This window comes from Luteibacter sp. E-22 (genome assembly GCF_049913125.1).
In the GTDB taxonomy this organism is placed as follows: Bacteria; Pseudomonadota; Gammaproteobacteria; order Xanthomonadales; family Rhodanobacteraceae; genus Luteibacter.
On sequence record NZ_CP183975.1, the window covers coordinates 4020001 to 4044939 of the forward strand.

Annotated in this window: 25 protein-coding genes (1 of these 25 only partly in view); 13 read left to right on the forward strand and 12 right to left on the reverse strand. The window is 65.8% G+C overall.

The window, feature by feature from the left end:
• Positions 1 to 116, reverse strand: partial view of a tyrosine--tRNA ligase gene (gene tyrS, locus ACN9M2_RS17865; RefSeq protein WP_426285953.1) — the beginning only. 1090 nt of this gene lie to the left of the window's left edge; 116 of the gene's 1206 nt are visible here — the first part of the coding sequence; it begins with the start codon at positions 114 to 116; the stop codon falls past the left edge of the window.
• Positions 117 to 298: 182 nt separating this feature from the next.
• On the opposite strand from tyrS, the gene ACN9M2_RS17870 reads away from it, so the two are divergent.
• Entirely contained in the window at positions 299 to 1753 is a 1455-nt protein-coding gene (locus ACN9M2_RS17870; protein ID WP_426285954.1) for an OapA family protein, read from the forward strand.
• Between the two features lie 3 nt (positions 1754 to 1756).
• Positions 1757 to 2875, forward strand: coding sequence for an anhydro-N-acetylmuramic acid kinase (locus tag ACN9M2_RS17875; protein ID WP_426285955.1), 1119 nt, complete (start codon positions 1757 to 1759; stop codon positions 2873 to 2875).
• A gap of 53 nt (positions 2876 to 2928) precedes the next feature.
• Here ACN9M2_RS17875 and ACN9M2_RS17880 read toward each other — a convergent pair whose 3' ends face one another.
• The 4 genes from ACN9M2_RS17880 to ACN9M2_RS17895 form a co-directional block, all read right to left on the reverse strand.
• On the reverse strand, positions 2929 to 4143 hold the full coding sequence (locus ACN9M2_RS17880) for a M35 family metallo-endopeptidase (protein WP_426285956.1): 1215 nt from the start codon (positions 4141 to 4143) through the stop codon (positions 2929 to 2931).
• Between the two features lie 393 nt (positions 4144 to 4536).
• Positions 4537 to 4845 carry a hypothetical protein gene (locus ACN9M2_RS17885; RefSeq protein WP_306848872.1) on the reverse strand — a complete coding sequence of 103 codons (309 nt, stop codon included), beginning with the start codon at positions 4843 to 4845 and terminating at the stop codon, positions 4537 to 4539.
• Positions 4846 to 4925: 80 nt separating this feature from the next.
• Entirely contained in the window at positions 4926 to 6230 is a 1305-nt protein-coding gene (locus tag ACN9M2_RS17890; RefSeq protein ID WP_426285957.1) for an AmpG family muropeptide MFS transporter, read from the reverse strand.
• The gene (locus tag ACN9M2_RS17895; protein WP_426285958.1) at positions 6227 to 6997 is read right to left on the reverse strand and encodes an exodeoxyribonuclease III; all 771 of its coding nucleotides are present in this window, start codon (positions 6995 to 6997) and stop codon (positions 6227 to 6229) included. The genes ACN9M2_RS17890 and ACN9M2_RS17895 overlap by 4 nt, the downstream gene beginning before the upstream one ends.
• 45 nt (positions 6998 to 7042) lie before the next feature.
• Here ACN9M2_RS17895 and ACN9M2_RS17900 point away from each other — a divergent pair, with 45 nt between their 5' ends.
• From ACN9M2_RS17900 to ACN9M2_RS17910, 3 genes are all read left to right on the forward strand, one after another.
• Positions 7043 to 7543, forward strand: a complete 501-nt coding sequence (locus tag ACN9M2_RS17900; RefSeq protein ID WP_426285959.1) for a GNAT family N-acetyltransferase — start codon at positions 7043 to 7045, stop codon at positions 7541 to 7543.
• A gap of 9 nt (positions 7544 to 7552) precedes the next feature.
• Entirely contained in the window at positions 7553 to 8200 is a 648-nt protein-coding gene (gene pyrE / locus ACN9M2_RS17905) for an orotate phosphoribosyltransferase (RefSeq protein ID WP_426285960.1), read from the forward strand.
• A 99-nt stretch (positions 8201 to 8299) separates the two neighbouring features.
• Positions 8300 to 8956, forward strand: a complete 657-nt coding sequence (locus ACN9M2_RS17910) for a DUF4124 domain-containing protein (RefSeq protein WP_426285961.1) — start codon at positions 8300 to 8302, stop codon at positions 8954 to 8956.
• A gap of 13 nt (positions 8957 to 8969) precedes the next feature.
• On the opposite strand, the gene ACN9M2_RS17915 is transcribed toward ACN9M2_RS17910, so the two are convergent.
• Genes ACN9M2_RS17915 through coaBC form a run of 3 tightly spaced genes read right to left on the reverse strand, consistent with a single transcriptional unit; the run spans position 8970 to position 12993 of the window.
• Positions 8970 to 11303, reverse strand: a complete 2334-nt coding sequence (locus ACN9M2_RS17915; protein WP_426285962.1) for a phosphomannomutase/phosphoglucomutase — start codon at positions 11301 to 11303, stop codon at positions 8970 to 8972.
• Between the two features lie 26 nt (positions 11304 to 11329).
• Positions 11330 to 11785 carry a dUTP diphosphatase gene (dut, locus tag ACN9M2_RS17920; protein ID WP_426285963.1) on the reverse strand — a complete coding sequence of 152 codons (456 nt, stop codon included), beginning with the start codon at positions 11783 to 11785 and terminating at the stop codon, positions 11330 to 11332.
• The gene (gene coaBC / locus ACN9M2_RS17925) at positions 11782 to 12993 is read right to left on the reverse strand and encodes a bifunctional phosphopantothenoylcysteine decarboxylase/phosphopantothenate--cysteine ligase CoaBC (protein WP_426285964.1); all 1212 of its coding nucleotides are present in this window, start codon (positions 12991 to 12993) and stop codon (positions 11782 to 11784) included. The genes dut and coaBC overlap by 4 nt, the downstream gene beginning before the upstream one ends.
• A 203-nt stretch (positions 12994 to 13196) precedes the next feature.
• On the opposite strand from coaBC, the gene radC reads away from it, so the two are divergent.
• The 3 genes from radC (at position 13197) to ACN9M2_RS17940 (ending at position 16757) form a co-directional block, all read left to right on the forward strand.
• Positions 13197 to 13892 carry a RadC family protein gene (gene radC / locus ACN9M2_RS17930; protein WP_426285965.1) on the forward strand — a complete coding sequence of 232 codons (696 nt, stop codon included), beginning with the start codon at positions 13197 to 13199 and terminating at the stop codon, positions 13890 to 13892.
• Positions 13893 to 14331: 439 nt separating this feature from the next.
• Entirely contained in the window at positions 14332 to 16020 is a 1689-nt protein-coding gene (gene argS, locus ACN9M2_RS17935; RefSeq protein ID WP_426285966.1) for an arginine--tRNA ligase, read from the forward strand.
• The gene (locus ACN9M2_RS17940; RefSeq protein WP_426285967.1) at positions 16020 to 16757 is read left to right on the forward strand and encodes an SPOR domain-containing protein; all 738 of its coding nucleotides are present in this window, start codon (positions 16020 to 16022) and stop codon (positions 16755 to 16757) included. The genes argS and ACN9M2_RS17940 overlap by 1 nt, the downstream gene beginning before the upstream one ends.
• A 134-nt stretch (positions 16758 to 16891) precedes the next feature.
• Here the strand turns inward: ACN9M2_RS17940 and ACN9M2_RS17945 are convergent, their stop codons facing one another.
• The 3 genes from ACN9M2_RS17945 to speA all read right to left on the reverse strand — a co-directional run bounded on the left by ACN9M2_RS17945 (position 16892) and on the right by speA (position 20406).
• The gene (locus ACN9M2_RS17945; protein ID WP_426285968.1) at positions 16892 to 17521 is read right to left on the reverse strand and encodes a hypothetical protein; all 630 of its coding nucleotides are present in this window, start codon (positions 17519 to 17521) and stop codon (positions 16892 to 16894) included.
• A gap of 126 nt (positions 17522 to 17647) precedes the next feature.
• The gene (locus ACN9M2_RS17950) at positions 17648 to 18508 is read right to left on the reverse strand and encodes an NAD(P)-dependent oxidoreductase (protein WP_426285969.1); all 861 of its coding nucleotides are present in this window, start codon (positions 18506 to 18508) and stop codon (positions 17648 to 17650) included.
• Complete coding sequence (gene speA / locus ACN9M2_RS17955) at positions 18505 to 20406, reverse strand: arginine decarboxylase (RefSeq protein WP_426285970.1); 1902 nt, start codon at positions 20404 to 20406, stop codon at positions 18505 to 18507. The genes ACN9M2_RS17950 and speA overlap by 4 nt, the downstream gene beginning before the upstream one ends.
• Before the next feature lie 323 nt (positions 20407 to 20729).
• Between speA and speE the strand changes: the two genes are divergently transcribed.
• A complete protein-coding gene (speE, locus tag ACN9M2_RS17960; RefSeq protein WP_371024188.1) occupies positions 20730 to 21587 on the forward strand; it encodes a polyamine aminopropyltransferase in 858 nt (285 codons plus the stop codon).
• Between the two features lie 92 nt (positions 21588 to 21679).
• On the opposite strand, the gene ACN9M2_RS17965 is transcribed toward speE, so the two are convergent.
• Positions 21680 to 22714, reverse strand: coding sequence for a hypothetical protein (locus ACN9M2_RS17965; RefSeq protein WP_426285971.1), 1035 nt, complete (start codon positions 22712 to 22714; stop codon positions 21680 to 21682).
• Positions 22715 to 22890: 176 nt separating this feature from the next.
• On the opposite strand from ACN9M2_RS17965, the gene ACN9M2_RS17970 reads away from it, so the two are divergent.
• From ACN9M2_RS17970 to ACN9M2_RS17985, 4 genes are all read left to right on the forward strand, one after another.
• Positions 22891 to 23088, forward strand: a complete 198-nt coding sequence (locus ACN9M2_RS17970; RefSeq protein WP_426285972.1) for an antitermination protein NusB — start codon at positions 22891 to 22893, stop codon at positions 23086 to 23088.
• Between the two features lie 76 nt (positions 23089 to 23164).
• Positions 23165 to 23797: an AAA family ATPase gene (locus ACN9M2_RS17975; RefSeq protein ID WP_426285973.1), complete on the forward strand. Its 633-nt coding sequence runs from the start codon at positions 23165 to 23167 to the stop codon at positions 23795 to 23797.
• Positions 23798 to 23859: 62 nt separating this feature from the next.
• Positions 23860 to 24324 carry a SixA phosphatase family protein gene (locus ACN9M2_RS17980; protein WP_371024192.1) on the forward strand — a complete coding sequence of 155 codons (465 nt, stop codon included), beginning with the start codon at positions 23860 to 23862 and terminating at the stop codon, positions 24322 to 24324.
• A 9-nt stretch (positions 24325 to 24333) separates the two neighbouring features.
• Complete coding sequence (locus ACN9M2_RS17985; RefSeq protein ID WP_371024193.1) at positions 24334 to 24888, forward strand: YceI family protein; 555 nt, start codon at positions 24334 to 24336, stop codon at positions 24886 to 24888.
• The last annotated feature ends 51 nt before the right edge of the window (positions 24889 to 24939 follow it).

Consider the following 24939-nt stretch of genomic DNA (forward strand, 5'->3'; position numbering starts at 1 on the left):
CCCGCCTTGATGCGCAATGGCCGGCCGGTCTTGAGGCGTGCCTCGAGGTCTTCTTTCTTGATGATCTCGTCGGCGCCGCGGGCGATCAGCGCCAGGGCCTGCTCCATGTCGTTCATGCGTACTCTCTATCGAAACGGAATTTTTTACCTTCACATTTGTGTGTGAAGAGGGCGTGGGGGTTAATTGTGCGTTAACCGCAAGATGCGATGCAAAGCCTTGATGGGAAAGGCGTTGACGGCCTTTGCACAGGGCCGCTATGGTACGCGACAAGTCGGGGCGAGCGGATACAAGAAAGACAATGGGTGATGTGAACCGCGGAGCGCACAGCGCTCGCAAGCAAGCCATCCGGCGCAAGGCACAGCGCCGCCATTCGCACTTCTACGATAGCCGTGCCCACTGGTCTTTCAGTCGCAACGCGTCCGCCGAACCCCTGAGCTGGACACGCGAGCGCTGGATTCTCGCCGGAACCGCCTTCCTCCTCGTCATTCTGTCGGCCCTGGTGATCCCTGCCTGGGCAGGCGCCATGAAGAAGCAGTCGCTCACCACCGCCATCCCGGCCGTGCATGCGGTGGTTCCCCTGGCAGTGCCGAAGATCGATCCCGCCTCGATCAAGCCGATCGTTCCCGAAGAAACCTGGCAGACCGTGCAGGTGCAGCCCGGCCAGACCCTTGCAGATATCTTCATCGCCCAAGGCCTTTCGATGACCGACCTGCAGCACGTCATCGACGGCGCGGGCGGCACCAAGGTCTTCCACCAGATCAAGCCAGGCCAGGAATTCCAGTTCCTTGTCGGCGGCGATCACGTCCTCAAGGGCGTGCGCTTCGACCAGGACGAGGCGACCATCGCCACGCTGCGCCTGGACGGCGCCGCCCCCCAGCTCACCACGCAGCAGCGGGACGTGCAGCGCCGCGAACACATCGCCCACGGCTTGATCGACAGCTCGTTGTTCGGTGCGGCGTCGAAGGCCGGCATGAGCAACGCGATGGTGCTCAAGCTCGCCGAGGTGTTCAAGTTCGACATCGACTTCGTGCAGGACCTGCGCGTGGGCGACAACTTCACCGTCATCTACGACGATGTCTACAGCGATGGCGCCTTCCTTCGCGAGGGTGACATCGTCGCCGCGGAGTTCGTGAACCAGGGCAAGCGCTACACCGCCTACCGCTTCAAGAACAGCGACGGCAAGGTCAGCTACTTCAGCGAGGAAGGCCGTCCGCTCACCGGCTCCTTCCTGCGCATCCCCGTCGACTTCACCCGCATCTCTTCGCAGTTCAGCGCCGGTCGCATGCATCCGATCCTGGGCAAGATGCGCGCTCACAAGGGCGTCGATTACGCCGCTCCGTCAGGCACACCCATCCACGCGGCGGGCGATGGTGTCGTGAAGTTCCGCGGCTGGATGAATGGCTATGGCAACTTCGTGGTCATCCAGCACAACGCCACCATCAGCACCGCCTACGGCCACATGTCGCGCTTCGCCAACCTGCGTGTCGGCCAGCGCGTGAGCCAGGGCAGCACCATCGGCTACGTCGGCATGACGGGCCTCGCCACCGGCCCGCACCTGCATTACGAATTCCGCGTCAACAACATGCAGCGCGATCCGCAGACGGTCACATTGCCGAAGCCCGAGCCCCTGCCGGCGGCGCAGCTGGCGAAGTTCAAGAAGGAAGTGGTCGGCCCTCAGCTCGCCCGTCTCAACCAGGTGGACAGCAACGTCAAGCTTGCGCGTAACGACGCCGGCCAGCACAGCGCGGACTGATCCATGGCACCCACCATGGATGGCCTCTACCTCGGGCTCATTTCCGGCACCAGCGCCGACGGCATCGACGCCGCGCTGGTTCGCTTCACCGATGGTCACCCCGGCCTCGTCGCGGGCCTGACCCATCCTTGGAACGACACGCTGCGCACACGCATCCTTGCCGTGGCGCAGGACGAACTTCGCCTCGACCTCGACGCCTACGGGCAGCTCGACGTCGCCGTGGGATGCGCCTTCGCGGAAGCCGCGCGGGCGGTCATGGAACAAGCGGGCGTCGATCGCGACGACGTGACGGCGATCGGCTCGCATGGCCAGACGATCCGTCATCGCCCCGGTGGCGAATACCCGTTCACCTTGCAGATCGGCGACCCTGCGGTGATCGCCGAACGCACGGGCATCGACACCGTCGCGGACTTTCGCCGAGCCGACGTGGCCGCCGGTGGCCAGGGCGCACCCCTGGTTCCGGCCTTCCACGCCACCGTGCTGCGTCCGGCGCGCGGCGCGCGCGTGGTGCTCAACCTCGGCGGCATCGCCAACGTCACCCGTTTGACCTCGACCGGCGATGTCACTGGCTTCGACACCGGTCCCGCGAACGGCCTGATGGACGCGTGGGCTCTTCGCCATCGCGGCGAATCCTTCGACCGCGATGGTCGCTTCGCGGCTTCGGGCAACGTCGACGAGGCCCTGCTCGCCGAGCTTCTCGACGATGCCTACTTCGCCCTACCGCCACCAAAAAGCACCGGGCGGGAACACTTCCACCTCGCCTGGCTGGACGCTCATCCGCGGGTGGCCGAACTGGTGCCGGAAGACGTCCAGGCAACCCTGCTCGCATTGAGCGCGGTTTCCGTGGCCGACGCCATATCGCGTTACGCCGCCGATGCGACGGATGTCATCGCCTGCGGCGGTGGCGTACACAACACGGCGTTGATGCAGGCCATCCGGAGCCGGCTTGAAGGGCGCGCGCTGCATTCGAGCGCGTCCTTCGGTATCGATCCGGATGGCATGGAGGCGATGGCCTTCGCCTGGCTGGCCTATCGGCGATTGCGTGGGGAGCCAGGGAATCTGCCCGCCGTGACCGGGGCACGCGGGCCAAGATTGCTCGGCGCGATTTACGCCGCACCCTGACCCATGGCGGTGAAGCGCATCGACTTACGTCAATGAACGGCTAGCCACCGGTATCAATCCTCATAGGGGGTCGTATCCGTAATAAAGAACTCGACGTTATCGGCATTCCTTACGGCCTTCCATCTGTCGTCACGCGCAAGCTGTTCCGCCAACGGCTTTGAGTAGACGTAATCAGAGCGACCGGATTGGTAACGATCATAGAAATGGCTTAATTCATGGGCCATTACGCTGGTTCGTGTGGTCCAGACCCCGTCTTCCGGCAGGGCAAAGTATGAATCGCAAAACTGTGCATGGTACGGATTTCTGTCCTCTACCTTTGCCTTGGTTTCAGGGGGCTCCCCAGGACAGCCGCATGTCGGACTGAGCTGATTGGACGGCAAATCCGCAGATCGCATGTAGACCGCATCCACAGCGCCGACCGCTTCGTGATTGAGGCTCCCCTCCCATCCTGCCTCGCCCTTCACGGGCTCCTCTGGCCCAACTTCGCCAAACCATCGCACGTAGCGTTGCTTGCGATGGTAGGAGTACGCGATCTCGCCCAGCGGTCGGCTATAAACCTTCCACAGGACTTGTATCGCCTCGAATGCCCTACGATGCGCGAGTCTCTTTGCGGACTCGATGGCATCGTTCTGCGGACCGGTGCAAATGGCGCCATTCGACCGTGAGCCGAGATCTGCTATGGGATGATCGACGATGACGACAATCTCATTCGATTCGACCTCCGCCTGCTTGCTTGCAACGAAAGCTGCCAGTTCCTCCGCCGTAGATTCCTCCGGACTCGGTTCATGACCGAGGTTCATCACGAACTTCAGGGCAAAGGCACCGCCATTCCCGAAGTCGTACTCCGACGTGAGATCAATGTCTTTCTGAACCGATTGCCCCGGCTGAAGCAGCATGAAGTGGCTGAAGCGAGGAGCTCCCCAATAGGATCGCTGTCCGATGAAATGCGCGAGTGCGCCCTGCGAATCACGTACCCGGAACTGATCGGATGCCAGATGCGAATCGTTGGTACCGAATGGCGTTTCCTTTCGATAGAGAAACAGTGGGCCGTCGCCGATATTGCTCATCGTTACGGAAATGATGATCGGTAACGGCGCGCTGTGACTCGTCTTGTTTTCCAGCTTGATGACAAGCTGGCCAGCGGCCAAAGACGGTGCCGACATGAGGGCGGCGGCAAGGAATACGAGCCGTTGCAGGCTCGAAATGAAAGTACTTGATGACACGGTCCGTGTTCCCTGTCTGGTGGATAGTCCGGAGAGGTGCGTCATGCACCTCCAGGGCCTCGTCGCCCTTCGATACCCTCGATGCTTCCGAAGGGAGCGGAACAGTACTAGTCCACACTCCTGATCGCAATAATGATTTTCATATCAATGAGATAGATCTCATTTCTCGCCACCGATCCTCACCTAAAACCGCTGAGGAGGATGTCGCCGTTTGCGCGGCGAGGGAACCTGCCGGCGGTGACAGGAGTCCGGGGGGTCGCGTCTCGACCAACTTTTTCTTGTTGGTGGTTCTGTGGAGCCGCTTCTGTGGGAGCCGCTTCAGCGGCGATGGGGGCTTGCTTCAACCTGGCCCGCGGCCGCGGGATCGCCGACAAGGTCGGCTCCCACCAGGAACTCAGGGAACCCAAGAAACCCGGCCCGAGAAACCTGGAGGGCTTGCTAGAACGATTCGGTCGATTTCACTGGGCGCGTGGCAGCGTCGGCCAGGGTCGACGGCGAAGCCTGGGCCAGTGCGGAGAGTGCTTCCTGGAAGGCCGCCTGCTCTTCCGCGTCCCACGCACCGGTCAGGTGCGCGATGTCGCCGGGTTCGAGCAACAGCTCGTTGAACACGTCGCCCGGACTCAAGCCGAGTCCATAGCGCAACGCGTGCAGGATCACTTCATTGATCGACCAGCGTCGTTCACGCGCGAGCGTTTTGATGCGCTCGGCCATCTGCTCGTCGATGTGTCTTACAACGATATCCGGCACGTGCGTCACCTCCTCGCGCATGCCCCCTGTGGCGGCGATATTACACAGTTTTCATCGCTTGCGAAGATAGGTCGTCCGGCTTATCCCGCCTCCGCGGGACGCGGCATGCGGCGCCACAAGAGGGCGAGCACGAGCAGGGTCGGGACGATGGAAACCGTGCTGACCACGAACAGGGACGCATAGCCGGAGTCCTTCACCAGGAAGCCCGACAGCCCTCCGATCAGCTTGCCCGGAAGATTGGCCAGCGCGCTCAGCAAGGCGTATTGCGTGGCGGTGAAGCTGCGATTGACCAGGCCCGACATGAAGGCGACCAGCACCGGACCCGCAAAACCTTGCGCGAAGTTGTCCCCCGAAAGGGTCGCCACGAAGGCCCACGTCTGACCCGGGTTGGCCGCCATGATCAGGTAGAGCATGTTCGAAAGCGCCACGCCGATCGCGGAGACGACCAACAGCCGGCGCATCTCGAAGCGCGTCACGGCCCAGCCGCCCAGCAAGGCGCCGACGATGCCCACGATCACCCCGTAGACCTTCGACACCTCCGCGATCTGCGTCTTGCTGAAACCCGCGTCGAGGTAGAACGGATACGCCATCACCCCGAGCATCTGGTCGGGAAGCCGGAACAGCGCGACGAAAAGCAGCAATCCGAGCGCCAGGCCCAGGCCGTAGCGGGAAAGGAAGTCGCGGAACGGTCCGACGAAGCCTTCCTGCACGGCCACGCGCAACGGCACGCGCTCGCGCACGCGGTGCTCGGGCTCGCGTGCGACCAGGACGGTGATGAAAGGAATGACCAGCAGGGCACAGATGGCGACATAGCCGCCTTGCCAGCCGAAGGCATCCGCCACCAACAAGATGCCGGCACCGCCTGCGATCAGGCCGAAGCGATAGCCGAGGGTATACGTGGCCGCCAGGGCACCCTGTGCCTCCTGTGGCGCGATCTCGACGCGATAGGCATCCACGACGATGTCGATCGTGGCTCCGGCCAGCGCGGCGACGCCGGTCACGACCATGAAGCGCGGAAGCGACACGTCCGGCGGCATCGCCGCCATCCCGAGCAGGCCGGCCGCGAGTAGCAGCAGGGCGAACATCAGCCAGCCGCGGCGCAGGCCGAGCCGGCCGAACAGCGGCAGGCGGAACTTGTCCACCAGCGGCGCCCACAGGAACTTGAAGTTGTAGGCGAAGGTGACGTAGCTGGCGATGCCGATGGCACCGTAATCCACGCCCGATTCCTTCAGCCAGGCCGACAGCGTATTACCGACCAGCAGGAACGGTAGGCCGGACGCGAGACCGAAGAACAGCATGGTCACCGCCCCCGGCTGGGCGAACGCGGCGGCTATGCCACGCAATCCCTTGTAACGGACCGCTCCGGTCCCGGCCGCTTCGCTCACTCGGCGTAGTCCACGATAAATGGCGCATGGTCGGAGAAGCGCTCGTCACGATAGATCGAACAATCGCGCAGGCGTTCGCGCAGGCCCGGCGTGACGATCTGGTAGTCGATCCGCCAACCCACGTTGTTCGCGCGGGCCTGGCCGCGGTTGGACCACCAGGTGTATTCCACCGCGTCGGGCTTGATGGCGCGGAAGCTGTCCACCCAGCCGATGTCCTTGAACAGCAGGTCGAGCCAGGCCCGCTCCTCGGGGAGGCAGCCGGAGTTCTTCTGGTTGGACGTCCAGTTCTTGATGTCGTTCTTGGTGTGCACGATGTTCCAGTCGCCGCACAGCACGTAATCGCGCCCGCTCGCGGCCCACTCGCGCAGGATCGGCGTCAGCCACTCCATGATCCGGAACTTGTATTGCTGGCGTTCGTCACCCGACGAGCCGGAAGGGATATAGAACGAGACGACGCTGAGGTTCCCGTAACGTGCCTCGATGTAGCGCCCTTCGCAATCGAAGTCTTCCCTGCCCAACGAAACGCGCACCTCGTCCGGCTCGCGCCTGGAGTAGATCGCCACGCCGCTGTAGCCCTTCTTGCTGCGCGCATCGTGATAAAAGCAATGGTGGCCATCCGGGCGGAACATCGGGTCGGTCAGCTGCGATTCCTGCGCCTTGGTCTCCTGCAGGCAGACGACATCGGCATCCTGTTTACGTAGCCACTCGAACACGCCCTTGGTGGCGGCGGAGCGGATACCGTTGGCGTTCAGCGAAATAATGCGCATGGGACCTTGATCGTGTGTTCGGCAATGCGTGCATCATAACCTCCTATGAATCCATCCATTCGCGTCCTTTCCGTCGACGAAACCTTGCGCGCCGCCGTGCTCGCGCTCGACGTCCACCCCGACCAGCGGCCGTTCGTCGGCCATACCCGCGACTCGCTCGCCGACGTGGCGGTGTGCCCCGGCAGCGAGGCGCTCGCCTTGCTCCACGGCGACGCGGTGGTGGGCTATGTACGCATCGATCGGCGGGCCTCCGCGCTGACGGATCATCCGCTGGCGGCCGGAGCGGTGGCACTGCGCAGCTTCCTCATCGACGCCCCACGGCAGGGCCAGGGTCTCGGCCGCGCCGCCCTGGATGCGATCCACGCGTACGTCGCCGGTCGCCATCCGGATCGCGAGCGGATACTCCTCACCGTGAACGTGCGCAACGAAGCGGCGCTGCGCGCCTACCAACGCGCCGGCTATCGCGACAGCGGCGAGTTGTACCATGGCGGCAGCGCGGGACCGCAATACGTGTTGTGGTATCCGCTTGGCCCTTCGATCGACTGAGAGATTCCCGTGCACGACTACCAGCGCGAATTCATTGAACTCACCCTCGCCCGCGATGTGCTTCGCTTCGGCGACTTCACGCTGAAATCCGGCCGCAGCAGCCCCTACTTCTTCAACATGGGCCGGATCGACAGTGGCGCCGCGCTCGCCCGGCTCGGCCGCGCCTATGCCGCGGCCGCCGTGCGCTCGGGCGTGCCGTTCGACATGCTCTTCGGCCCGGCCTACAAGGGCATTGCCCTGGCCGCCGCCACCGCGATCGCCCTGGCCGATACACAGGACCGCGACCTTCCCTGGGCCTACAACCGCAAGGAAGCCAAGGACCATGGCGAAGGCGGCACGCTGGTCGGCGCCCCCTTGCGGGGACGCGTGTTGATCGTCGACGACGTGATGACCGCCGGGACCGCCGTGCGCGAGTCGCTGGAGTTGATCCGGTCCCAGGGCGCCGAACCGGCCGGCGTGCTCATCGCGCTCGACCGGCAGGAGCGCGGCCAGGGCGAACGCTCGGCGGCCCAGGAAGTCGCGGCGCAGTTCGGCATCCCCGTCATCGCCATCGCCACGCTGGCCGATGTCCTCACCTACGCCGGCGAGCGGCCGGAACTGGCGGCGGAACACGGGCGCCTGCTCGCTTATCGGGAGCTCTACGGCGTGAAGGCGTGACCTGAAACGGCGACTGCGTCACGCGATCCGCGCGATGTGCCGGCCCCGCACAACCTGTGGCCGCCCGCTGGCTATACTCCGCGCACAGGAGGGGAAACCATGCGAGCAGCGCGTTACATCCTGGCGGGGGCGGCACTGTGCATCGGCACGGCCGCTTTCGCCCAGAAGAACACCGCCAACAACAACGCCTACCGCTACCGCTGGAAGGACGCCTCCGGGCAGTCGTACTTCAGCGACAGCCTCACGTCCGACGCGATGAAGGCCGGATACGACGTGGTGAACAGCCAGGGCATGGTCGTGCGTCACGTCGACCGCCAGCTCACGACGGAGGAACGCGCGGCGGCTCGCAAGATCGCCGACGCGCAGGCGGCGGCCCAACAGGCGCAGCAGCAGCGGCAACGTGAAGACGCGCAGATGCTGAACGCTTACCCGGACGAAGCCGCCTTCGCCGCCGCGAAGAGCGCCGAGGTCGACAACTTCGAACAGGCCGCGCGCACCACGCGACTGAACCTGCAGGGTCAGGAGAAGGCCCTGGCCGACCTGCTCACTCGCGCGGGCGACCTGGAACGGGCCAAGCAGCCGGTGCCGAAGTACCTCAGCGATCGCATCACCGAACAGCGCAACACGGTCGCCTCCCTCCGGGCGACGCTACAGCGCCAGCAGGCGGCCAAGGACACCGCCAAGACGAACATGGAAGCGCAGCTTCGCCACTATCGCGAACTGAAGGCGGCGGACAGCGCGAACGGCGGCCGCTGACAGCGGCCCCGCCTCAGAACGGCAGGGCCAGATTACGATCCACCGCCAGCAGGCGCAGGCGGAAAACCTGCTTGATGCGCTCCAGCGCCTTGCCGTTGTCGGCATCGAAACGGAAGACCAGCGAGGGTGTCGTGTTGGACGCCCGCACGAGGCCCCAGCCATCGGGCCAATCGACGCGGATGCCGTCGATCGTCGTCACGCGGGCGTCGTCGAAGGTCGCCGAGGCGCGGAAGGCCTCCATGAAGCGGAACGGCGCCCCCTCCTCCATCGACAGCTTCAGCTCCGGCGTGGATACGCTCTTGGGCAGGCCGTCGAAAATGTCGGCGACGCTGCGTTCCTCCAGGTCGCCCGCGACGATCTCGAGCAGGCGGGCCGCCGCATAGATACCGTCGTCGAAGCCATACCAGCGGTTGTTGTCGGCAAAGAAGAAGTGGCCACTCATCTCACCGGCCAGCGCCGCGCCGGTCTCGCGCATCTTCGCCTTGATCAGCGAATGGCCGGTGCGCCACATCAGCGGTACGCCCGCGGCCTCCTGGATCACCGGGCGAAGATGTCCCGTGCATTTCACGTCGTAGATCACCGTGGCACCGGGGTTGCGCGCCAGCACATCCTGGGCGAACAACATGAGCAGCCGGTCGGGATAGATGATCTCTCCTGCCTGGGTGACCACGCCGAGCCGGTCGCCGTCGCCATCGAAGGCGACACCGAGATCGGCGCCCACCGTGTGCACCGCCGCGATCAGGTCGCCGAGATTGCGAGGATCGGATGGGTCGGGATGGTGATTCGGGAAGCGGCCGTCGACATCGCAGTACAGGGGGATCACCTCGCAGCCGATGTCCTCCAGAACCCGGGGCGCCACCAATCCGGCCACGCCATTTCCGGCATCGACCACGACCTTGAGCCGGCGCTCGGCGGACACATCGCCGGCGATACGCGAAACGTAGGCTTCCACCACCGGTTGCTCGCGCCAGGTTCCGACACCGTCCGACGGCAGCCGGTTTTCCACGATGCGCCGGTGCAGGTCGGCGATGGCGTCCTCGGCGAGCGTCTCGCCACCGATCACGATCTTGAATCCGTTGTGGTCGGGAGGGTTGTGGCTGCCGGTGACGGATACGCCGCAGCCCGTGCCGAAATGGTAGGCGGCGAAATAGACCAGGGGCGTCGGCACCATGCCCAGGTCGATCACGTCGATCCCCGCCGCGCGCAGTCCGTCCGACAAGGCGCCCGCGAGCTCCGGCCCCGACAACCTGCCGTCCCGGCCGATGACGATCTCACGCAGGTCGCGTTCGGCCATCAACGCGCCGATTGCCTGGCCGATGCGGTGGGCCACGCCGGGATTCAACGCGTCACCGGCGACGCCACGGATGTCATAGGCGCGGAAGATGGAAGCATCCACTTCCACCGGGACACTCACCGCGGGACGCGGCAGCGCCGTCGCGGTCGCGGTCGACGGTGCCGGTGGCAGGCGTGGCTTGCGTACCACGTCGGCCACGAGCACGGGTTCTTCCGGCTCGGGTTCCTCGGCCACGACAGGCCGCCGGCGCAGGGCCCAGAGGAGGACGGCGCCGCCGCCGAACCCGACCAGGGCCAGCAGGGCAGCCAGCGCCACGGAGTGCGGAATGACGATGAAGGCGCGCGGCATCGCGGCGAACACATACAGCGAGGTACCGGCCACGCGTTGTCCTTCGGCCTCCAACTCGGCGGAACGCGAGCCGTGCGAGAGCAGCGACAAGCTGTCATGCCCGTCGCCCTGGCGCAGTTCGATACGCCCCGCTCCCGGCGAGGTGGCCTCGAACCGCGCTGCCACGTCGTCGAAGGGATACTCAAGCCAGATCCACGCACGTACGCCGCCTTCGGCGGCCACGGGTTCCACCATGGTCAACCGACGCTCGTTGCCGTGCAGCGACGTGGAGGCGGGCGGTGTCTCGCTGGCCCCCAGCGCAGCCATCAGCTGGGCGGCCTTGGCATAGCCGAATTCACGGTAATTGGCGCGCACGACCTCGTCCAGGCCGCCGCTGTACACCTCCACCGCGTGCACGCCCTTCAGCTGTGCACGCAGCCGTTCGGCCACCGCCGGGCGATCGTCGGTCGCCCCCGCGAGACCGCTCTCGGCGAGCGCGCGTTGTACCTGCTGGCGCTTGCCGGCGATCAGGTCGTCGAGCGCCTTGACCGTTTGCCGTTGTGCCGCCCGCGTCCGCTCGGCCGCATCGCCTTCGTCGGCGATCAACCAGGCCTGCCACGCGGAGAACGCGCCGGCGACCAGCAGTATCGTCGCGCCCACCAGGGGCAGCAGACGTCGCAGATCGATCCGGAGCGCATGCCCCGCCCCTCCCTCTTTCCGAGCCATGGTGCCCCTTGTGTCGTCTCGGCCGATCAGCCGATACCGGTGGAACCGAATCCTCCCTCGCCCCGCTGCGAGGGGGTGAATCCGTCGACGACGCGCAAGCGCGCCCGTCCCACCGGCACCAGCAACAATTGCGCAATCCGGTCGCCTGGCGCGATGGTAAGGGTCGCGATCCCGCGGTTCCAGCAGGAAATCATCAGCGGCCCCTGGTAATCGGCGTCGATCACGCCCACCAGGTTGCCCATCACCAGGCCTTGCTTGTGTCCAAGCCCCGAACGCGGAACGATCAGAGCACACCACGCCGGATCGCCGATGTGAATGGCCATGCCGGTCGGTACCAGCAGGCTTTCGCCCGGCGCCAGCGTCACCGGTGCCTCCACGGCCGCACGCAGGTCCATGCCGGCGCTACCCACGGTGGCGGGTTCGGGCAGGGGAATGGAGTCGCCCAGGCGGGCGTCGAGGATCTTCAGTTCGATGTCGATCAAGGAGTGGTTCCGGAGCCTGAGAGGAATCGTTCCGCGATGCGTGCGACCAGGCGGCGTGCCAGCTCGGTCTTGGGCATCTCGGGCAAGGTGTCGTCGCCATCGCGCCAGTAGACATGCAGGGCGTTGTCGGCCACTTCGAAACCCTTGCCGCCACCCACTTCATTGGCCGCGATCATGTCGATGCCCTTGCGCCGGAGTTTTTCCTGGGCATACGCGGCAAGCGCGCTGGTTTCCGCCGCGAAGCCGACCAGGAAAGGACGCTTCGCCCGGGCCGCCAGCGCCGCGATGATGTCGGGGTTTTCGGTGAGTTCGAGCCGCAACGGCGCTCCGTCGGCTTTCTTCAGCTTGTGGGCCGCCGCTTCCAGCGGGCGGTAGTCGCCGACCGCGGCCGCGCCGATGTAGATGTCCGCGGCGGATGCCTCCGCGAGCACCGCCTCGTGCATCTGCCGGGCGCTGCGCACATCGATACGGTGCACACCGTGCGGCGTGGGCAGGGAAACGGGACCCGCCACCAGGGTAACCGACGCCCCGGCATCGCGCGCGGCGGCGGCCACGGCAAAACCCATGCGACCGGAACTGCGATTGCCGATAAAGCGCACCGGATCGATGTCTTCGTAGGTCGGCCCCGCGCTGACCACCACCGTGCGCCCGCGAAGCGGCTGCTCGCCGAACGAGGCCACCAGGATGTCGCGCAACTCGTGCGGTTCAAGCATCCGCCCGGAGCCGATATCGCCGCAGGCCTGGTCGCCATCCGCCGGTCCGAGCACGCCCACGCCGCGCACGCGCAGCGTGCCCACGTTCGCCTGCACGGCCAGGTTGGCCCACATCTGCTGGTTCATCGCCGGGGCGACATAGACCGGCGCCGCCGTGGCAAGGACCACGGTGGAAAGGAGGTCGTCGGCGAAACCGTGCGCAAGCCGTGCCAGGGTGTCGGCGCTGGCCGGCGCGATCAGTACGCGCTCGGCCCAACGGGCAAGTTCGATATGACCCATGGCGGCTTCGCCCTGCTCGTCCCACAGGCTTACCCGCACGGGTTGCCCCGACAGCGCCTGGAAGGTGGTGGGCGTGACGAAATGCGTGGCGCCCTCGGTCATCACCACGCGCACTTCCGCCTCCAGGTCGCGCAGGCGGCGCACGAGCTCGCAGACCTTGTAGGCGGCGATGCCCCCGGTAACGCCAATCAGGATGCGACGCTGGCGAAGAGTCATGACGAAACGACGCTGTTCGGAAGACACGTAAGCTTAACGGATTTCCGTCGTACGACCGGCGCACGATTTTTCAGAATCGTTCTATCGTCAGGCATCCGCCGCAACTCTATGTTGTAGGTCGCGCCGCGAGTCCGTCGGCAAGACATCAAGGTAAACCGATGAAGCACGGGCCCGACCGTCCCTCCCCCGTCCGAGATGCGCCGATGGCGCCCGCGACCTTCCGGCCCCAGCCCATTCGCCAATGGGCGTCCCACGACCGGCCCCGGGAGCGGCTGCTCACCCATGGCGCCGCCGCGCTATCCGACGCAGAACTGCTCGCCGTCCTGCTCGGTAACGGAAGCGCGGGCTGCGATGCCGTGGCGACCAGTCGAGCCCTCCTTTCCTCGGCGGGCAGCCTGGGCAAGCTGCTTGCCGATCCCGGCCACGTAGCGCCCGTGGCCGGCGTGGGTCCGGTGAAGCGAGCGCGCCTGATGGCGACGCTGGAACTGGCGCGGCGTGCCCTGGGCGAAGGGCTCGTCGACCTGCCTCGCCTGGAAAGCCCGCGCGACAGCGCCCAATACCTCCGGGCGAAGCTGTGCCACCTGCCGTACGAGGTATTCGCCTGCCTGTTCCTCGATACCCGGCACCGCGTCCTCGCCTACGAGCAACTGTTCCGTGGCACCATCGATGGCGCCAGCGTCTACCCCCGCGAGGTGGTCCGCGCATGCCTCCGGCATCACGCCAGTGCCGTCATCCTGGCCCACAACCACCCTTCAGGCGTCGCCGAGCCCAGCCGGGCCGACCGCGACATCACCCGGACCCTCGTGGATGCCCTCGGTCTGATGGAAATCCGCGTGCTGGACCACATGATCATCGGCCAGGGCGAACCCGTCTCCATGGCCGAGCGCGGCATGTTGTGAGCAAAAAAAACGGCGCGAGTGCCGCTCGCGCCGTTCTGGGTCACCTTTCGAGGGAGGGGTGGGTAACCCGCCGTGCCTTGGGCCGGGGAGACACCGGGCACGAAACGAATTGTGACGGTGGGCGATGACAGGTCCGTGACGGGTCGCTTCACTGCCGATGACGGCCTTGCAAATTCCGACTTATGCACATTGGGCCAAATCCTCACTTGGCCGTCACAGCTGCTGCCAGTGCACAGGTCAATGATGTAACTTCATGAATAATAACAAGATTAGTTATTACGAATCCATGTCATCATCCCTGCCTCGCCGGGGGCCACCAAAAACCGTCGTATTGCCCACAGAGTTATCCACAGGCTGTGGATAGCGCGAAACCCGCCACGACCGGCCGGCTCGCCCCTTCTGATAGGATTGCCGGTTCCATATCCGCGCCGCGTATTCCGTGAAACAAGAGCTGAAACAACTCGTCCTGCAGGCCATCGGTGCGCTGCGGGAGTCCGGCAAGCTGCCGTCCGACTTCGTCGCGCCCACCTTCGTCATCGAGCGGACCCGTAGCCGCGAGCACGGCGACTTCGCGACCAACGCCGCGATGATGATGGCCAAGACCGCCGGGCGTAAGCCGCGCGACATCGCCGCCGACCTGGTCGAGGCGATGCCGGCGTCTCCGTGGGTCGGCAAGGTCGAGATCGCCGGGCCCGGTTTCATCAATTTCTTCCTTGCTCCGGCCGCGTTCCATGCCGAGATCGTCCACGCCCTCGGCGAAGGCGACCGCTATGGCCGCAACCGGGATGGCGCCGGCCGCACGGCGGGCGTCGAATTCGTCTCGGCCAACCCGACGGGCCCCCTGCATGTCGGCCACGGCCGCGCGGCCGCCATCGGCGACAGCCTCGCCCGCTTGCTGGACGCGGCAGGCTGGAAGGTATTCCGCGAGTTCTACTACAACGACGCCGGCGTCCAGATCGCGAATCTGGCCCTCTCGACTCAGGCACGGGCCAAGGGCATCGCTCCGGACGAGCCCGGCTGGCCGGAATCCGGCTACCGTGGCGACTACATCGCCGAGGTGGCGCGGGCCTTCCTGGCAGGCGAATCCGTCGAGGCCGATGGCGAGACCGTGACCGCCAGCGGTGACGCCGACAACCTGGACGATGTGCGCCGCTTCGCCGTGGCCTACCTGCGCCACGAACAGGACCTCGACCTCAAGGCCTTCGGCGTCGGCTTCGATGTCTACTACCTGGAGTCGTCGCTCTATACCGAGGGCAAGGTCGAGGAAACCGTGCGGGAGCTGGTCGCCCACGGCCACACCTACGAGGAAGGCGGCGCGCTCTGGCTGCGCTCCACGGATTTCGGTGACGACAAGGACCGCGTCATGCGCAAGTCCGACGGCACCTACACCTATTTCCTGCCGGACGTGGCCTACCACCGTACCAAGTGGCAACGCGGCTACGAGCGTGCGATCACCGAACTCGGCTCCGATCACCACGGTTCCCTGGCACGTGTGAAGGCCGGCTTGCAGGCGCTGGACACGGGTATTCCGAAGAACTGGCCCGAGTACGTCCTGCACCAGATGGTCACCGTCATGCGCGGTGGCGAGGAAGTGAAGATCTCCAAGCGTGCCGGTTCGTACGTCACCTTGCGCGACCTCATCGACGAGGCGGGCCGCGATGCCACACGCTACTTCCTCATCGCGCGCAAGGCCGATTCGCAGCTGGTTTTCGACATCGACCTGGCCCGTTCGCAAAGCAACGACAACCCCGTGTACTACATCCAGTACGCCCATGCGCGCGCCTGCCGCGTGTTTCGCGAACTGGCCGATCGTGGTTTGTCCACCGACCGTGGCAACGGCCTGGCGAAGCTCGACCTGCTCGCGACGGAGCACGAGTCGGCGCTGATGGTGCAGTTGTCGCGGTATCCGGAAATGGTCGAGGCCGCGGCGGCCAATCTGGAACCGCACCTGATCGCGCAGTACCTGCGTGAGCTCGCGGGCGAGCTTCACAGCTACTATCACGAGCACAAGTGGATCGTCGACGACACCGACCTGCGCGACGCCCGCCTCGCCCTGGTGGCCGCGACGCAGCAGGTACTCAGGAACGGTCTGGATCTGCTGGGCATTTCCGCCCCGGAGAGCATGTAATGGCAACACGCAAGAAGGGCAAAGGCCGTCAGGCCGTCCGCAATGGCTCGAGCGGCATGCCGGGCTGGAGTTGGGCGCTGATCGGCATCCTCGCCGGCGCCCTGCTCATGGCTTTCGCGATGCGCGGCACCTGGATGCCGATGATGCACCAGCAGGATGGTCCCGCGCCGAACCCGCAGGCCACCGCGCAGAAGGGTAGCGACCCGGGCGTGGTGGACCAGGCCGAGCCGGAAAAACCGAAGAAGCCGTCGTACGACTTCTATTCGGTGCTGTCCGAGAAGGAAGTTCGCATCCCCGATGCGGAGATCCGCGCGCAGGCCAGCGCCGAGGCGCAGCAGAAACAGCAACAGCAGGCCGCACAGCAACAGGCGGCGGCACAGCAGCAGGCAGCCGCGGCTCAGCAGGCACAGGCCAGCGCGGCGGCGGCGAACCTGCCGAAGGCGACGACGCAGACGGTCACCGCCGTGCCGGCGCAACAAGCGCCCGCAGCCGCATCCGGCAGCGCCGGTTATCTCCTGCAGGTCGGTGCGTTCCCGAGCGCCGCCGACGCCGAGGCCTTGAAGGCGAAGCTCGCACTGCAAGGCTTCGTGGCCAACGTGCAGTCGGTGAAGGTTGGCGCGCAGACCTACAACCGCGTGCGCCTCGGGCCGTTCAAGTCGGCGACCGAACTGGAAGGCACCAAACAGCGTTTGCAGTCGGCGGGCATCAGCGCCATCGCGCTGAAAGAAGGCGGTTGAACCGGCACCGCGCTTTCGACGGAAAAGCGCCCCTCTGACGAGGAGCGCCTTCCCCACCCTGGCAGCGTGTTTTGACACAGGCTGGCAAGGCGGGCTTCTTTTTTCAGGGTGCCTGCCTACTCTCGGCTAGGGATTCAGGCCTCTGGAACCACGCTGTCCGGCAGATCCGTATAGGGCATCGAGAACGAACCCTTCCGGATGATGCGATCGCCGAATTCCTCACCGGCTGCTTCGAACTCGAAGGTGGCATCGAGGCGGGTTCGATCGGCATTGAACTTGAGGTCGATCCATCCGCTGTCGGCGTTGAATACGGCGAAGCCGACAAAGGGCGGCGGTGCGTCCACGGGCTCGCCAAGAGCCATCTCCGGCTTGACCCCCTCGGGTGGCGCCGTGGGCAGCCCGAATTCATAATGACCATCGCGCACGTGGGAATCCCCGTTTTTCACCGGAATCGAGAGGATCAAGGCGCGGCCCCTCTCCGTCGGGCCATGTTCGATGCCCAGGTAACGCCGGCCATCCAGTTGAAAAACGGATTCGTAGGCGAACGCCTTCGTCGCGACGAACGGCGCACCATTGATCCTTGCCGTGATCAGGCCATCGGCAGCTGCTGCGCGGGCAGCACGGTCTCCCTGGGCTTGTATGGCCGACAGCGGGGCGGTTCCCGTGGAACCCACGTACACTCGTTCGGTCGCCACGGCATGAAGCGATGCCGTCAGGAGCGACGCCGCGAGAAGGGAACGGGTCAGATGGGATCGGTATTTCAAACGGTGGTCCTCGCTGTTGGGAGGACGCACCATATTTTCTGCTATCGCGAACCACCATCGGACTGCTCTGAAAATGCCGATCCATTTGCAGCGGGGACGGTGGGAGGCGGACTCGATCGCAACCTTTTATGACGAGCGTTTCAAGCGAATCAGCGCCGAGATATCGTCGTCACCGTAGCCCTGGGCCATCAGTTCGCCGAAGTCGGCCAGAGACTGTTCGATGATCGTGCGGTCGGTGCCGGCGTCGGTGGCTATGCCGCGAACGATGCCGAGATCCTTGTGCAGCAGCGCCAGCTTGAAGCCCACCGAGAACTCGTTGCGCAACATCGTCGCGCCGCGCTTGTCGAGGAACCAGTTGCCCGCCGCGCCCGCCGCCAGCGTGGGGATGAGGCGATCCGCTTCGAGACCCAGCGCCTCACCAAGGGCAAGCCCTTCGGTCACCGCATGGGCGATACCCGCCACCAGCACCTGGTTCACCGCCTTCGTCGCCTGGCCACTGCCGGCGGGGCCCATGTGCGTGATGCGCGCGCCATAGGCTTCCAGCACCGCACGCGCACGCTCCAGCACGGCGGCGTCGCCGCCAACCATGACCGAGAGCTTGCCGTTCTTCGCGCCTTCGACACCACCGGACACCGGCGCATCGAGGAAATCCGCGCCGACGTCCGCGAGAATGCGCGCCGCCCTCGTGGCCGTCGCGGGCGCCACGGTCGAGTGGTCGACCACGATGGCGCCCTTCTTGAGCGATGGCGCCAGCGCTTCGACCACGCCGATGACATCGGCGTCGGCGCTGACGCAGAGCGCGATGACGTCGCAGGAGGCCGCGATATCCGCGAGGCTCGGCGCCTGAACGCCGAGTTCCTTCGCCAGCGCATCGGCCTTCGCCTGGCTGCGGTTGCCGACGGCGGCCAGCAGGCCCTTCGCATGGAGATGGCCGGCCATGGGCGCGCCCATCGCGCCCAGTCCGATGAAAGCTGCCCTGAGAGTCATGGTCGTACCTTGTGTCCTGCGATTTCCGCGAGATACGTGTAGCCGGTGAGGCCCTTGTCGAGCGCCGTGGCCAGCGTTTCCGCCTCGGCACCGGCAATGCCTGCCGCGGCGATGCGATCGGCGTAGGCCTGGCGAAGCAACTTCAGGTCGTAGCCCACGTAGTCGAGCATCAGGTCGGTCGTGTCGCCATGGCGGATATGCGCGAACTCATAGCCGTCTTTTGTCGCACGCACGTTCACCGCGTCGGTGTCACCGAACAGGTTGTGGATGTCGCCCAGGGTCTCCTGGTACGCGCCCACCATGAAGATGCCGAGGCGATACGACTCGTCGTCCTTCAGCGGATGCAGAGGCAGGCTCACGTCCACGCCTTCCGCATCCACGTAGTGATCGATGCGGCCGTCGGAGTCGCAGGTGAGGTCGGCGATGACACCACGGCGCGTCGGCTCTTCGTCCAATCGTGAGATCGGCACGATCGGGAAGATCTGGTCGATCGCCCAGATGTCCGGCACCGATTCGAAGACGGAGAAGTTCACGAAGTACTTGTCGACCAGCTTCTCGTCCAGGTCGTCCAGGGCCTGTCGGTGGGCGCGCTCCGCCGGAAGCAGGCGCGGCCGCACCGCGTTCGCGATGGCATAGAACAGTTCGTCGAGCCTCGCGCGATCGCGCAGGTCGAGCTGGCCCAGCGCGTAGAGGGTCTGGCCCTCCGCAAAATGGTGCTGCGCCTCGTGGAAGAGTTCCAGCGGAGGCCGGTGGTCGAGTTCGGCGTGGGTCTCGCGCAGGTGGCGAAGCACCATCGGTTCGCCCTCGCGCGCCGCGGGAATGGCACCCTCCGGAAGCGACTCCACTTCGCTGACGTTCACCACCATCACCGCGTGGTGCGCCGTCATGGCGCGACCCGACTCGGTGAAGATCACCGGCGCCTCCATGCCGTGCTCGGCCACCGCCTCGGCCAGCGGCTGGATGATGCTGGCCGCGTACTGTTCGAGGCTGTAGTTGATCGAGTTGTAGCTGCGCGAGCGCGTGCCTTCATAGTCCACGCCCAGCCCGCCACCGACGTCGACGATCTCGAGCGGCACGCCCAGGCGATGCAACTCGACGAAATAGCGGACGGCCTCGCGCATGCCCGCGGCGATATCGCGGACGTTGGAGATCTGCGAGCCCATGTGGAAGTGCTGCAGCTTCAAGGTGTGCTTGAGCCCCGCGGCCTCCAGGCGCTGGATCAGCTCCAGCACCTGGCCGGGGCTGAGGCCGAACTTGCCCTTGTCGCCACCCGTGTTCTGCCACTTGCCGGCGCCGATCGAGGACAGGCGTACGCGCACGCCGAGCAGTGGCTCGACATCCAGCGCCTTGGCCTCGGCGAAGACGTGGTCCAGTTCGGACAGCTTCTCGATGACGATGTGGACGCGCAGGCCGAGCTTGAGGCCGATGAGCGCGAGGCGGACGTATTCGCGGTCTTTGTAGCCGTTACAGACCACCATGCTGCCCGGCCGCGCGTGGGCGAGTACCGCCATCAACTCCGGCTTCGAGCCGGCTTCGAGGCCGAAGCCCTGCTCGCCGGCGGCCACCAGCTCGCTGACCACGCCGCGCTGCTGGTTCACCTTGATCGGATAGATGGCCGTGTAGGAGCCGGCGTAGCCGGCATCGTCGATCGCCTTGGCGAAGGCCTGCTGCAAGCGGGCCAGGCGATCGGCGAGGATGTCGGGAAAGCGCACGAGCAAGGGCAGGCGCAGGCCTTCGGCGGTCGCCTTGGCGACGATGGCCGGCAGGTCGAGCGCCGGGCCTTCATCGCCGCGAGGGCGCATCAGCAGGTGGCCGTCGTCGCCTACGTCGACGTAGCCGTTGCTCCAGTGAGGGATCGCATAGGTCAGCTTCGCGCGATCGGTGGTCCAGTTCGTCATGGGTGTGACGATCTCCAAGTGATTGTGTCGTGTCCCCGGAAGGGGGCGCGGAACAGTCGCAGCGGCGAACCTTGACCTGAAGCGGGCCTGGCGGCCGGGAGCCTCGCACGCCGCGGGGCCGACCAGACTTTCTTGCTGCGCGCGGCCCGGTACGGGCACGGCAGGCCGCCTATTGTAGCGGCGCCTCGTGACATCCGGGTATCAGCCGGCCCCGGTGTAAGGCTCCGCTCACACACCAGGCAGGGCAAGGACTTGGCCGCATTCCGGCCCGGAGCCGGTACAATCTGAGGTTTAGCCCCCTTACCCGTTTCCAGGAAAGCGTCATGTCGCAGCAGCAGCTCAGCTGGTTTACCGAGGCCCACCAGGCTTCGGGATCCTCCATCGGTTTCCGCGTCGAGCGCCTGTTGCACGCCGAGAAGACCCCGTTCCAGACGATCGAGATCTACCAGACCACCGACTGGGGCAATCTCATGGTGATCGACGGCTGCGTGATGCTCACCGGCCGCGACAACTTCCTCTACCACGAGATGATGACCCACCCGGCGCTGTTCACCCACGCCCGCGCCAAGCGCGTGGTGATCATCGGCGGCGGCGACTGCGGCACGCTGCGCGAAGTCCTCAAGCACGAGGAAGTCGAGACGGCCACCCAGGTCGAGATCGACGAGCGCGTCACCCGCCTCGCCGAGGAGTACTTCCCGGAACTGTGCGACGCCAACAACGATCCGCGCGCCGAACTGCTCTTCATCGACGGCATCAAGTACATGGCCGAGGCCGATCCGGAATCGATCGACCTCATCATCGTGGACTCCACCGACCCGGTCGGCCCGGCGGAAGGCCTGTTCAACGCCGCCTTCTACGCCAGCTGCTACAAGGCGCTGCGTCACGGCGGCATCCTGGTGCAGCAGTCGGAATCGCCGCTGGCCCACATCGAGTTGATCAAGGCCATGCGTTCGGCCATGCGTACGTCGGGCTTCAAGGCCGTGCGTACCCTGCCGTTCCCGCAGCCGTGCTACCCCACCGGCTGGTGGAGCTGCACCATGGCCCGCAAGGACGGCGATCTTTCGGGCTTCCGCGAGCGCGGCGCCATCAGCAAGAACTTCGCCACGAAGTATTACAACGCCGACATCCACAAAGGCGCCCTGGCCCAGCCGGAGTTCATGCGCGAGGCGCTGGGCGAATAAACCCCCGAGTGGTGGGGCCCGTCTTGGCGTGATGGACCCACCAGGGAAGTGTCGGCTCCCGTAATCTGTGGGAGCCGGCTACCCCATCTCTTCTATTTCTCGACCTTGGCCGGCTCCCAGCCGGCGGGCGCCTCCGGCGGCATCCCGTAGGCGCGCAGTGAAGCCAGGATCACGCTCATCTCCGTGCCACCACTGCGGGCCAGCGCCAGCAGCTTCTGCGCGGTGGCCTTGTCGCCCTGCGCCTGAATGTTGAGCTGGGCGAAACGCTGCATCTGCCAGACCAGGTTGAGCCGGGCGTTCTTCGCCGCCTGCTGGTCGGCCGCATCCGGCGACAGCGTCTCACGCAGGTGCAGGCCGAGCGAACGCCCGAGCGGGCTGCTACCCCATTCCAGCACCTTGGCCAGCTTCAGGCAGTCGCCCACCACGCCCGCGTCGGACTTGTTGTCCTCGCAGTACTTGGCCGTCGCCTGGAATCCGGGCAAGGGCTGCGCGCTGGCGAGACCGAAGACGATCACCATCTGCACGCCGGCAGCCCCTGCACCTTGCAGCGGGTTATAGGTATCGGCTGGCGGCGGGAGCTGACTCACCGAATTGGCCAGCGCCTTGAGGCTGGCGCCGAGGTAATCGTCGTAGAGCTTGGCGTTGGCGGCACGGGTGAGGTCGGCACGCACGGCGTCGCCGGCGCCGGCATGTTCGTCCACGCCCAGTTTCAGCAGCCACACGGCCGCGTTATCCGGCGCCTGTTTCTCCAGCACACCCAGCGCATCGGTATTCGGGCAGGTACCGGCCTTCGCATCGCAATCGGCCAGGCGGGCCCAGGCCACCTGCGGACCGGCGTCGGCATTGCGCGACGCGCGCTCGAGAAGGGCGTGGTAGGTCAATACCTCGGGGGGATTCGCCAGCGGACGGGCCAGCAAGGCGGCGCCCAGCAACGGCTCGGCCTCGGTGCGCAGCGCGAGGACGCTGGCGAGGTCCTTCTGGAACTGCAACAACGCCTTGGTCTGGTCCTTCTGCACGACCGGCCCCTTGGCGGGACCCTTCGTTGCGCCGGGCCACGGCGTGGCCGCCATGACGGGCAGGGAAAGCAGGCCCGCTAGGGCCAGGGTCAGGACGCGGCATCCCCGCATGGGCCCATCTCCGTGAAATAAAACTACAAGCATACGGCTCCACCATGAACGGAAGCTGCGCCCGGACGATGCCATTCGCGGCAAGGTTGTTACTATCGGAAACCGCGCGGGGGGAACGCCGGCCCTTGGTCCACGTGACCGCACGACCCAATCCTGCGACAGAACAGGAGTTTAGAATGGATCAATTCGCCCTCTTCGCCAGCGAACGCGCTGGTTTCTTCGTCGGCTGGGGCACCCTGACGCTGATCAACGCCGGCCTTGCCCAGGGCAAGAACCGCAGCGGCTTGCTCTGGTGGGTGCTTTCCCTGTTCCTCGGCCCCCTGGCCACGCTGATCCTCGTGATCCTGCCGAAGGTACGCGCCAAGATGTTCTGAGGAGCGCGGCCGCGCTCCTACCACCGGTGGCCCGGGATGTGTAGGCTAGGAGTCCTCCCAAGGCAGGTGCTCGCGGATGCTTACGACGCTCGTGGCAAGCAGCAAGGGTGGTTGCGGCAAGACGACGGTGGTCACCCAGCTCGCGACACACTGGGCCCAGACCGGAAAGCAGACGGCCGTCATCGACGCGGACCGTCAGCACTCCAGCTTGCGCTGGGTCGGTCGCCGTCCTGAGAACGCACCCGGCATTACCGCCATCGAAGGCAGCCGCAGGGCTTTCGACCGCCTGCCGGGCGACGTGCAGCGGGTCATCGTGGATACCCCCGCCGGCGTGGGTGAAAAAGACCTCGAACCCTATCTCGAACGCGCCGATGTCATCATCGTCCCCGTCCTGCCCTCCCATTTCGACCTGGATGCGACCCTCGACTTCCTTACGATGCTGCGAGGCATCAGCCGGGTAAAGCGTGGGAAATTGCCCGTCGGTCTCGTAGGCAACCGCCTGAAACCATGGACCAACGCCAGCCAGGCCGCCATCGCCGAACTGGGCGAACGTGCTCCCTTTCCCGTCGTCGCGGAACTTCGCGACTCCCAAGCGTACGTATTGCTCACGGCGCTCGGTAAGGGCATCTTCGACTACCACTCGGAAAATGTACGCGGGCATCAGGAAGACTGGGCGAAACTGCTACGCTGGATAAAGCGCAGCACCTGAGCCGACCGGGGCCGCGTCATCGATCACGCCACCTTGCGGTGGCACAGCGGAGGACGGTACCCATGCGAGAACTCATCCTGTTGCGTCATGCGGAAGCAGAACCCGGCGAAGGCAAGGACGATCGCGAGCGACGACTCACCGAACACGGCAAACACGAAGCCCGCGCGGCGGGCGAATGGCTGTCATCGCATCACGTCACCTACGACCGCATCCTCTGTTCCCCGTCCGAGCGAACCAAGGAAACCGCGGCGCTGGCCCTCGGCCAGGTCGAACCCTCCTACGAACCGGCCATCTACGACGCCACCCCCGGCGATCTTTTCGATCTTCTCGACCAGCACAAGGATGCGGAGCGGGTGGTCCTGGTAGGCCACAACCCCGGCATCGAACAGCTCGTCGCCTTCCTCGTCGAAGGGCGTTCCGAGGATTACCGCGGCATGCCGCCCGCCGGCATGGCTCGTCTTCGCTTCGATGGTTCCCTGGAACCGGGCAAGGCCAAGCTCGAGACATTCTGGTCACCTCCGAACTGAGCCCGCCGAATGCGCCACCTGTTGCCGGCGATCGCCATGCTCCTGTCGGCGGCGCCATTGTCCGCCGCCGACCTGCGCATCGATCCCTTGCGTTCACGCGCCGAGTTCAGCGTCCGCCTGCTCTGGGTGAGCACCGTGTCGGGTAGCTTCGACGGCATCCGTGGCGATCTGGTCATCGATCGCGCGGCGCGAACCGCCGTGGTCAACGCCGACATCGACACCGAAAGCATCCGCATGGACTCGGCCCGCTTGCGGCGCTGGGTCCTTGCGCCGGAGTTCTTCGACGCGAAGCACCATCCACGCATCCACTTCGAGTCGGAACCCACCGCCCTGCAACTGCTGAGCGAGGGCGGCGACGTGCAAGGCAAGCTCACCATGCGCGGCGTGACCCAGCCGGTGACCTTCCGCCTGCAGGCCAATCGCTGCCCACCGGAAGCACTGGCCGGCTGCGTGCTGCAACTCCAGGGCATGATCGACCGCACCGATTTCGAGATGCGTGGGCGGCGCGGCGCGCTGTCGGATCGCGTGAACCTGGGCATGGCCATCGTATTGACGCCCCCCTAGGCAAGAGGGCCGGGCCGGCCGGCTCACGTGGCGTTGTCGAGGCTCGCCTAT

Bases quoted from the DNA above. Each gene is read 5' to 3' on its own strand.
- ACN9M2_RS17870 (WP_426285954.1), top strand. From the start codon at position 299: ATGGGTGATGTGAACCGCGGAGCGCACAGCGCTCGCAAGCAAGCCATC.
- ACN9M2_RS17875 (WP_426285955.1), top strand. From the start codon at position 1,757: ATGGCACCCACCATGGATGGCCTCTACCTCGGGCTCATTTCCGGCACC.
- speA (WP_426285970.1), bottom strand. From the start codon at position 20,406: ATGACGAACTGGACCACCGATCGCGCGAAGCTGACCTATGCGATCCCT.
- ACN9M2_RS17910 (WP_426285961.1), top strand. From the start codon at position 8,300: ATGCGAGCAGCGCGTTACATCCTGGCGGGGGCGGCACTGTGCATCGGC.
- ACN9M2_RS17915 (WP_426285962.1), bottom strand. From the start codon at position 11,303: ATGGCTCGGAAAGAGGGAGGGGCGGGGCATGCGCTCCGGATCGATCTG.
- speE (WP_371024188.1), top strand. From the start codon at position 20,730: ATGTCGCAGCAGCAGCTCAGCTGGTTTACCGAGGCCCACCAGGCTTCG.
- ACN9M2_RS17965 (WP_426285971.1), bottom strand. From the start codon at position 22,714: ATGCGGGGATGCCGCGTCCTGACCCTGGCCCTAGCGGGCCTGCTTTCC.
- ACN9M2_RS17940 (WP_426285967.1), top strand. From the start codon at position 16,020: ATGGCAACACGCAAGAAGGGCAAAGGCCGTCAGGCCGTCCGCAATGGC.
- ACN9M2_RS17975 (WP_426285973.1), top strand. From the start codon at position 23,165: ATGCTTACGACGCTCGTGGCAAGCAGCAAGGGTGGTTGCGGCAAGACG.
- ACN9M2_RS17985 (WP_371024193.1), top strand. From the start codon at position 24,334: ATGCGCCACCTGTTGCCGGCGATCGCCATGCTCCTGTCGGCGGCGCCA.
- coaBC (WP_426285964.1), bottom strand. From the start codon at position 12,993: ATGACTCTTCGCCAGCGTCGCATCCTGATTGGCGTTACCGGGGGCATC.
- ACN9M2_RS17950 (WP_426285969.1), bottom strand. From the start codon at position 18,508: ATGACTCTCAGGGCAGCTTTCATCGGACTGGGCGCGATGGGCGCGCCC.
- ACN9M2_RS17895 (WP_426285958.1), bottom strand. From the start codon at position 6,997: ATGCGCATTATTTCGCTGAACGCCAACGGTATCCGCTCCGCCGCCACC.
- radC (WP_426285965.1), top strand. From the start codon at position 13,197: ATGGCGCCCGCGACCTTCCGGCCCCAGCCCATTCGCCAATGGGCGTCC.
- ACN9M2_RS17980 (WP_371024192.1), top strand. From the start codon at position 23,860: ATGCGAGAACTCATCCTGTTGCGTCATGCGGAAGCAGAACCCGGCGAA.
- ACN9M2_RS17970 (WP_426285972.1), top strand. From the start codon at position 22,891: ATGGATCAATTCGCCCTCTTCGCCAGCGAACGCGCTGGTTTCTTCGTC.
- ACN9M2_RS17880 (WP_426285956.1), bottom strand. From the start codon at position 4,143: ATGACGCACCTCTCCGGACTATCCACCAGACAGGGAACACGGACCGTG.
- ACN9M2_RS17900 (WP_426285959.1), top strand. From the start codon at position 7,043: ATGAATCCATCCATTCGCGTCCTTTCCGTCGACGAAACCTTGCGCGCC.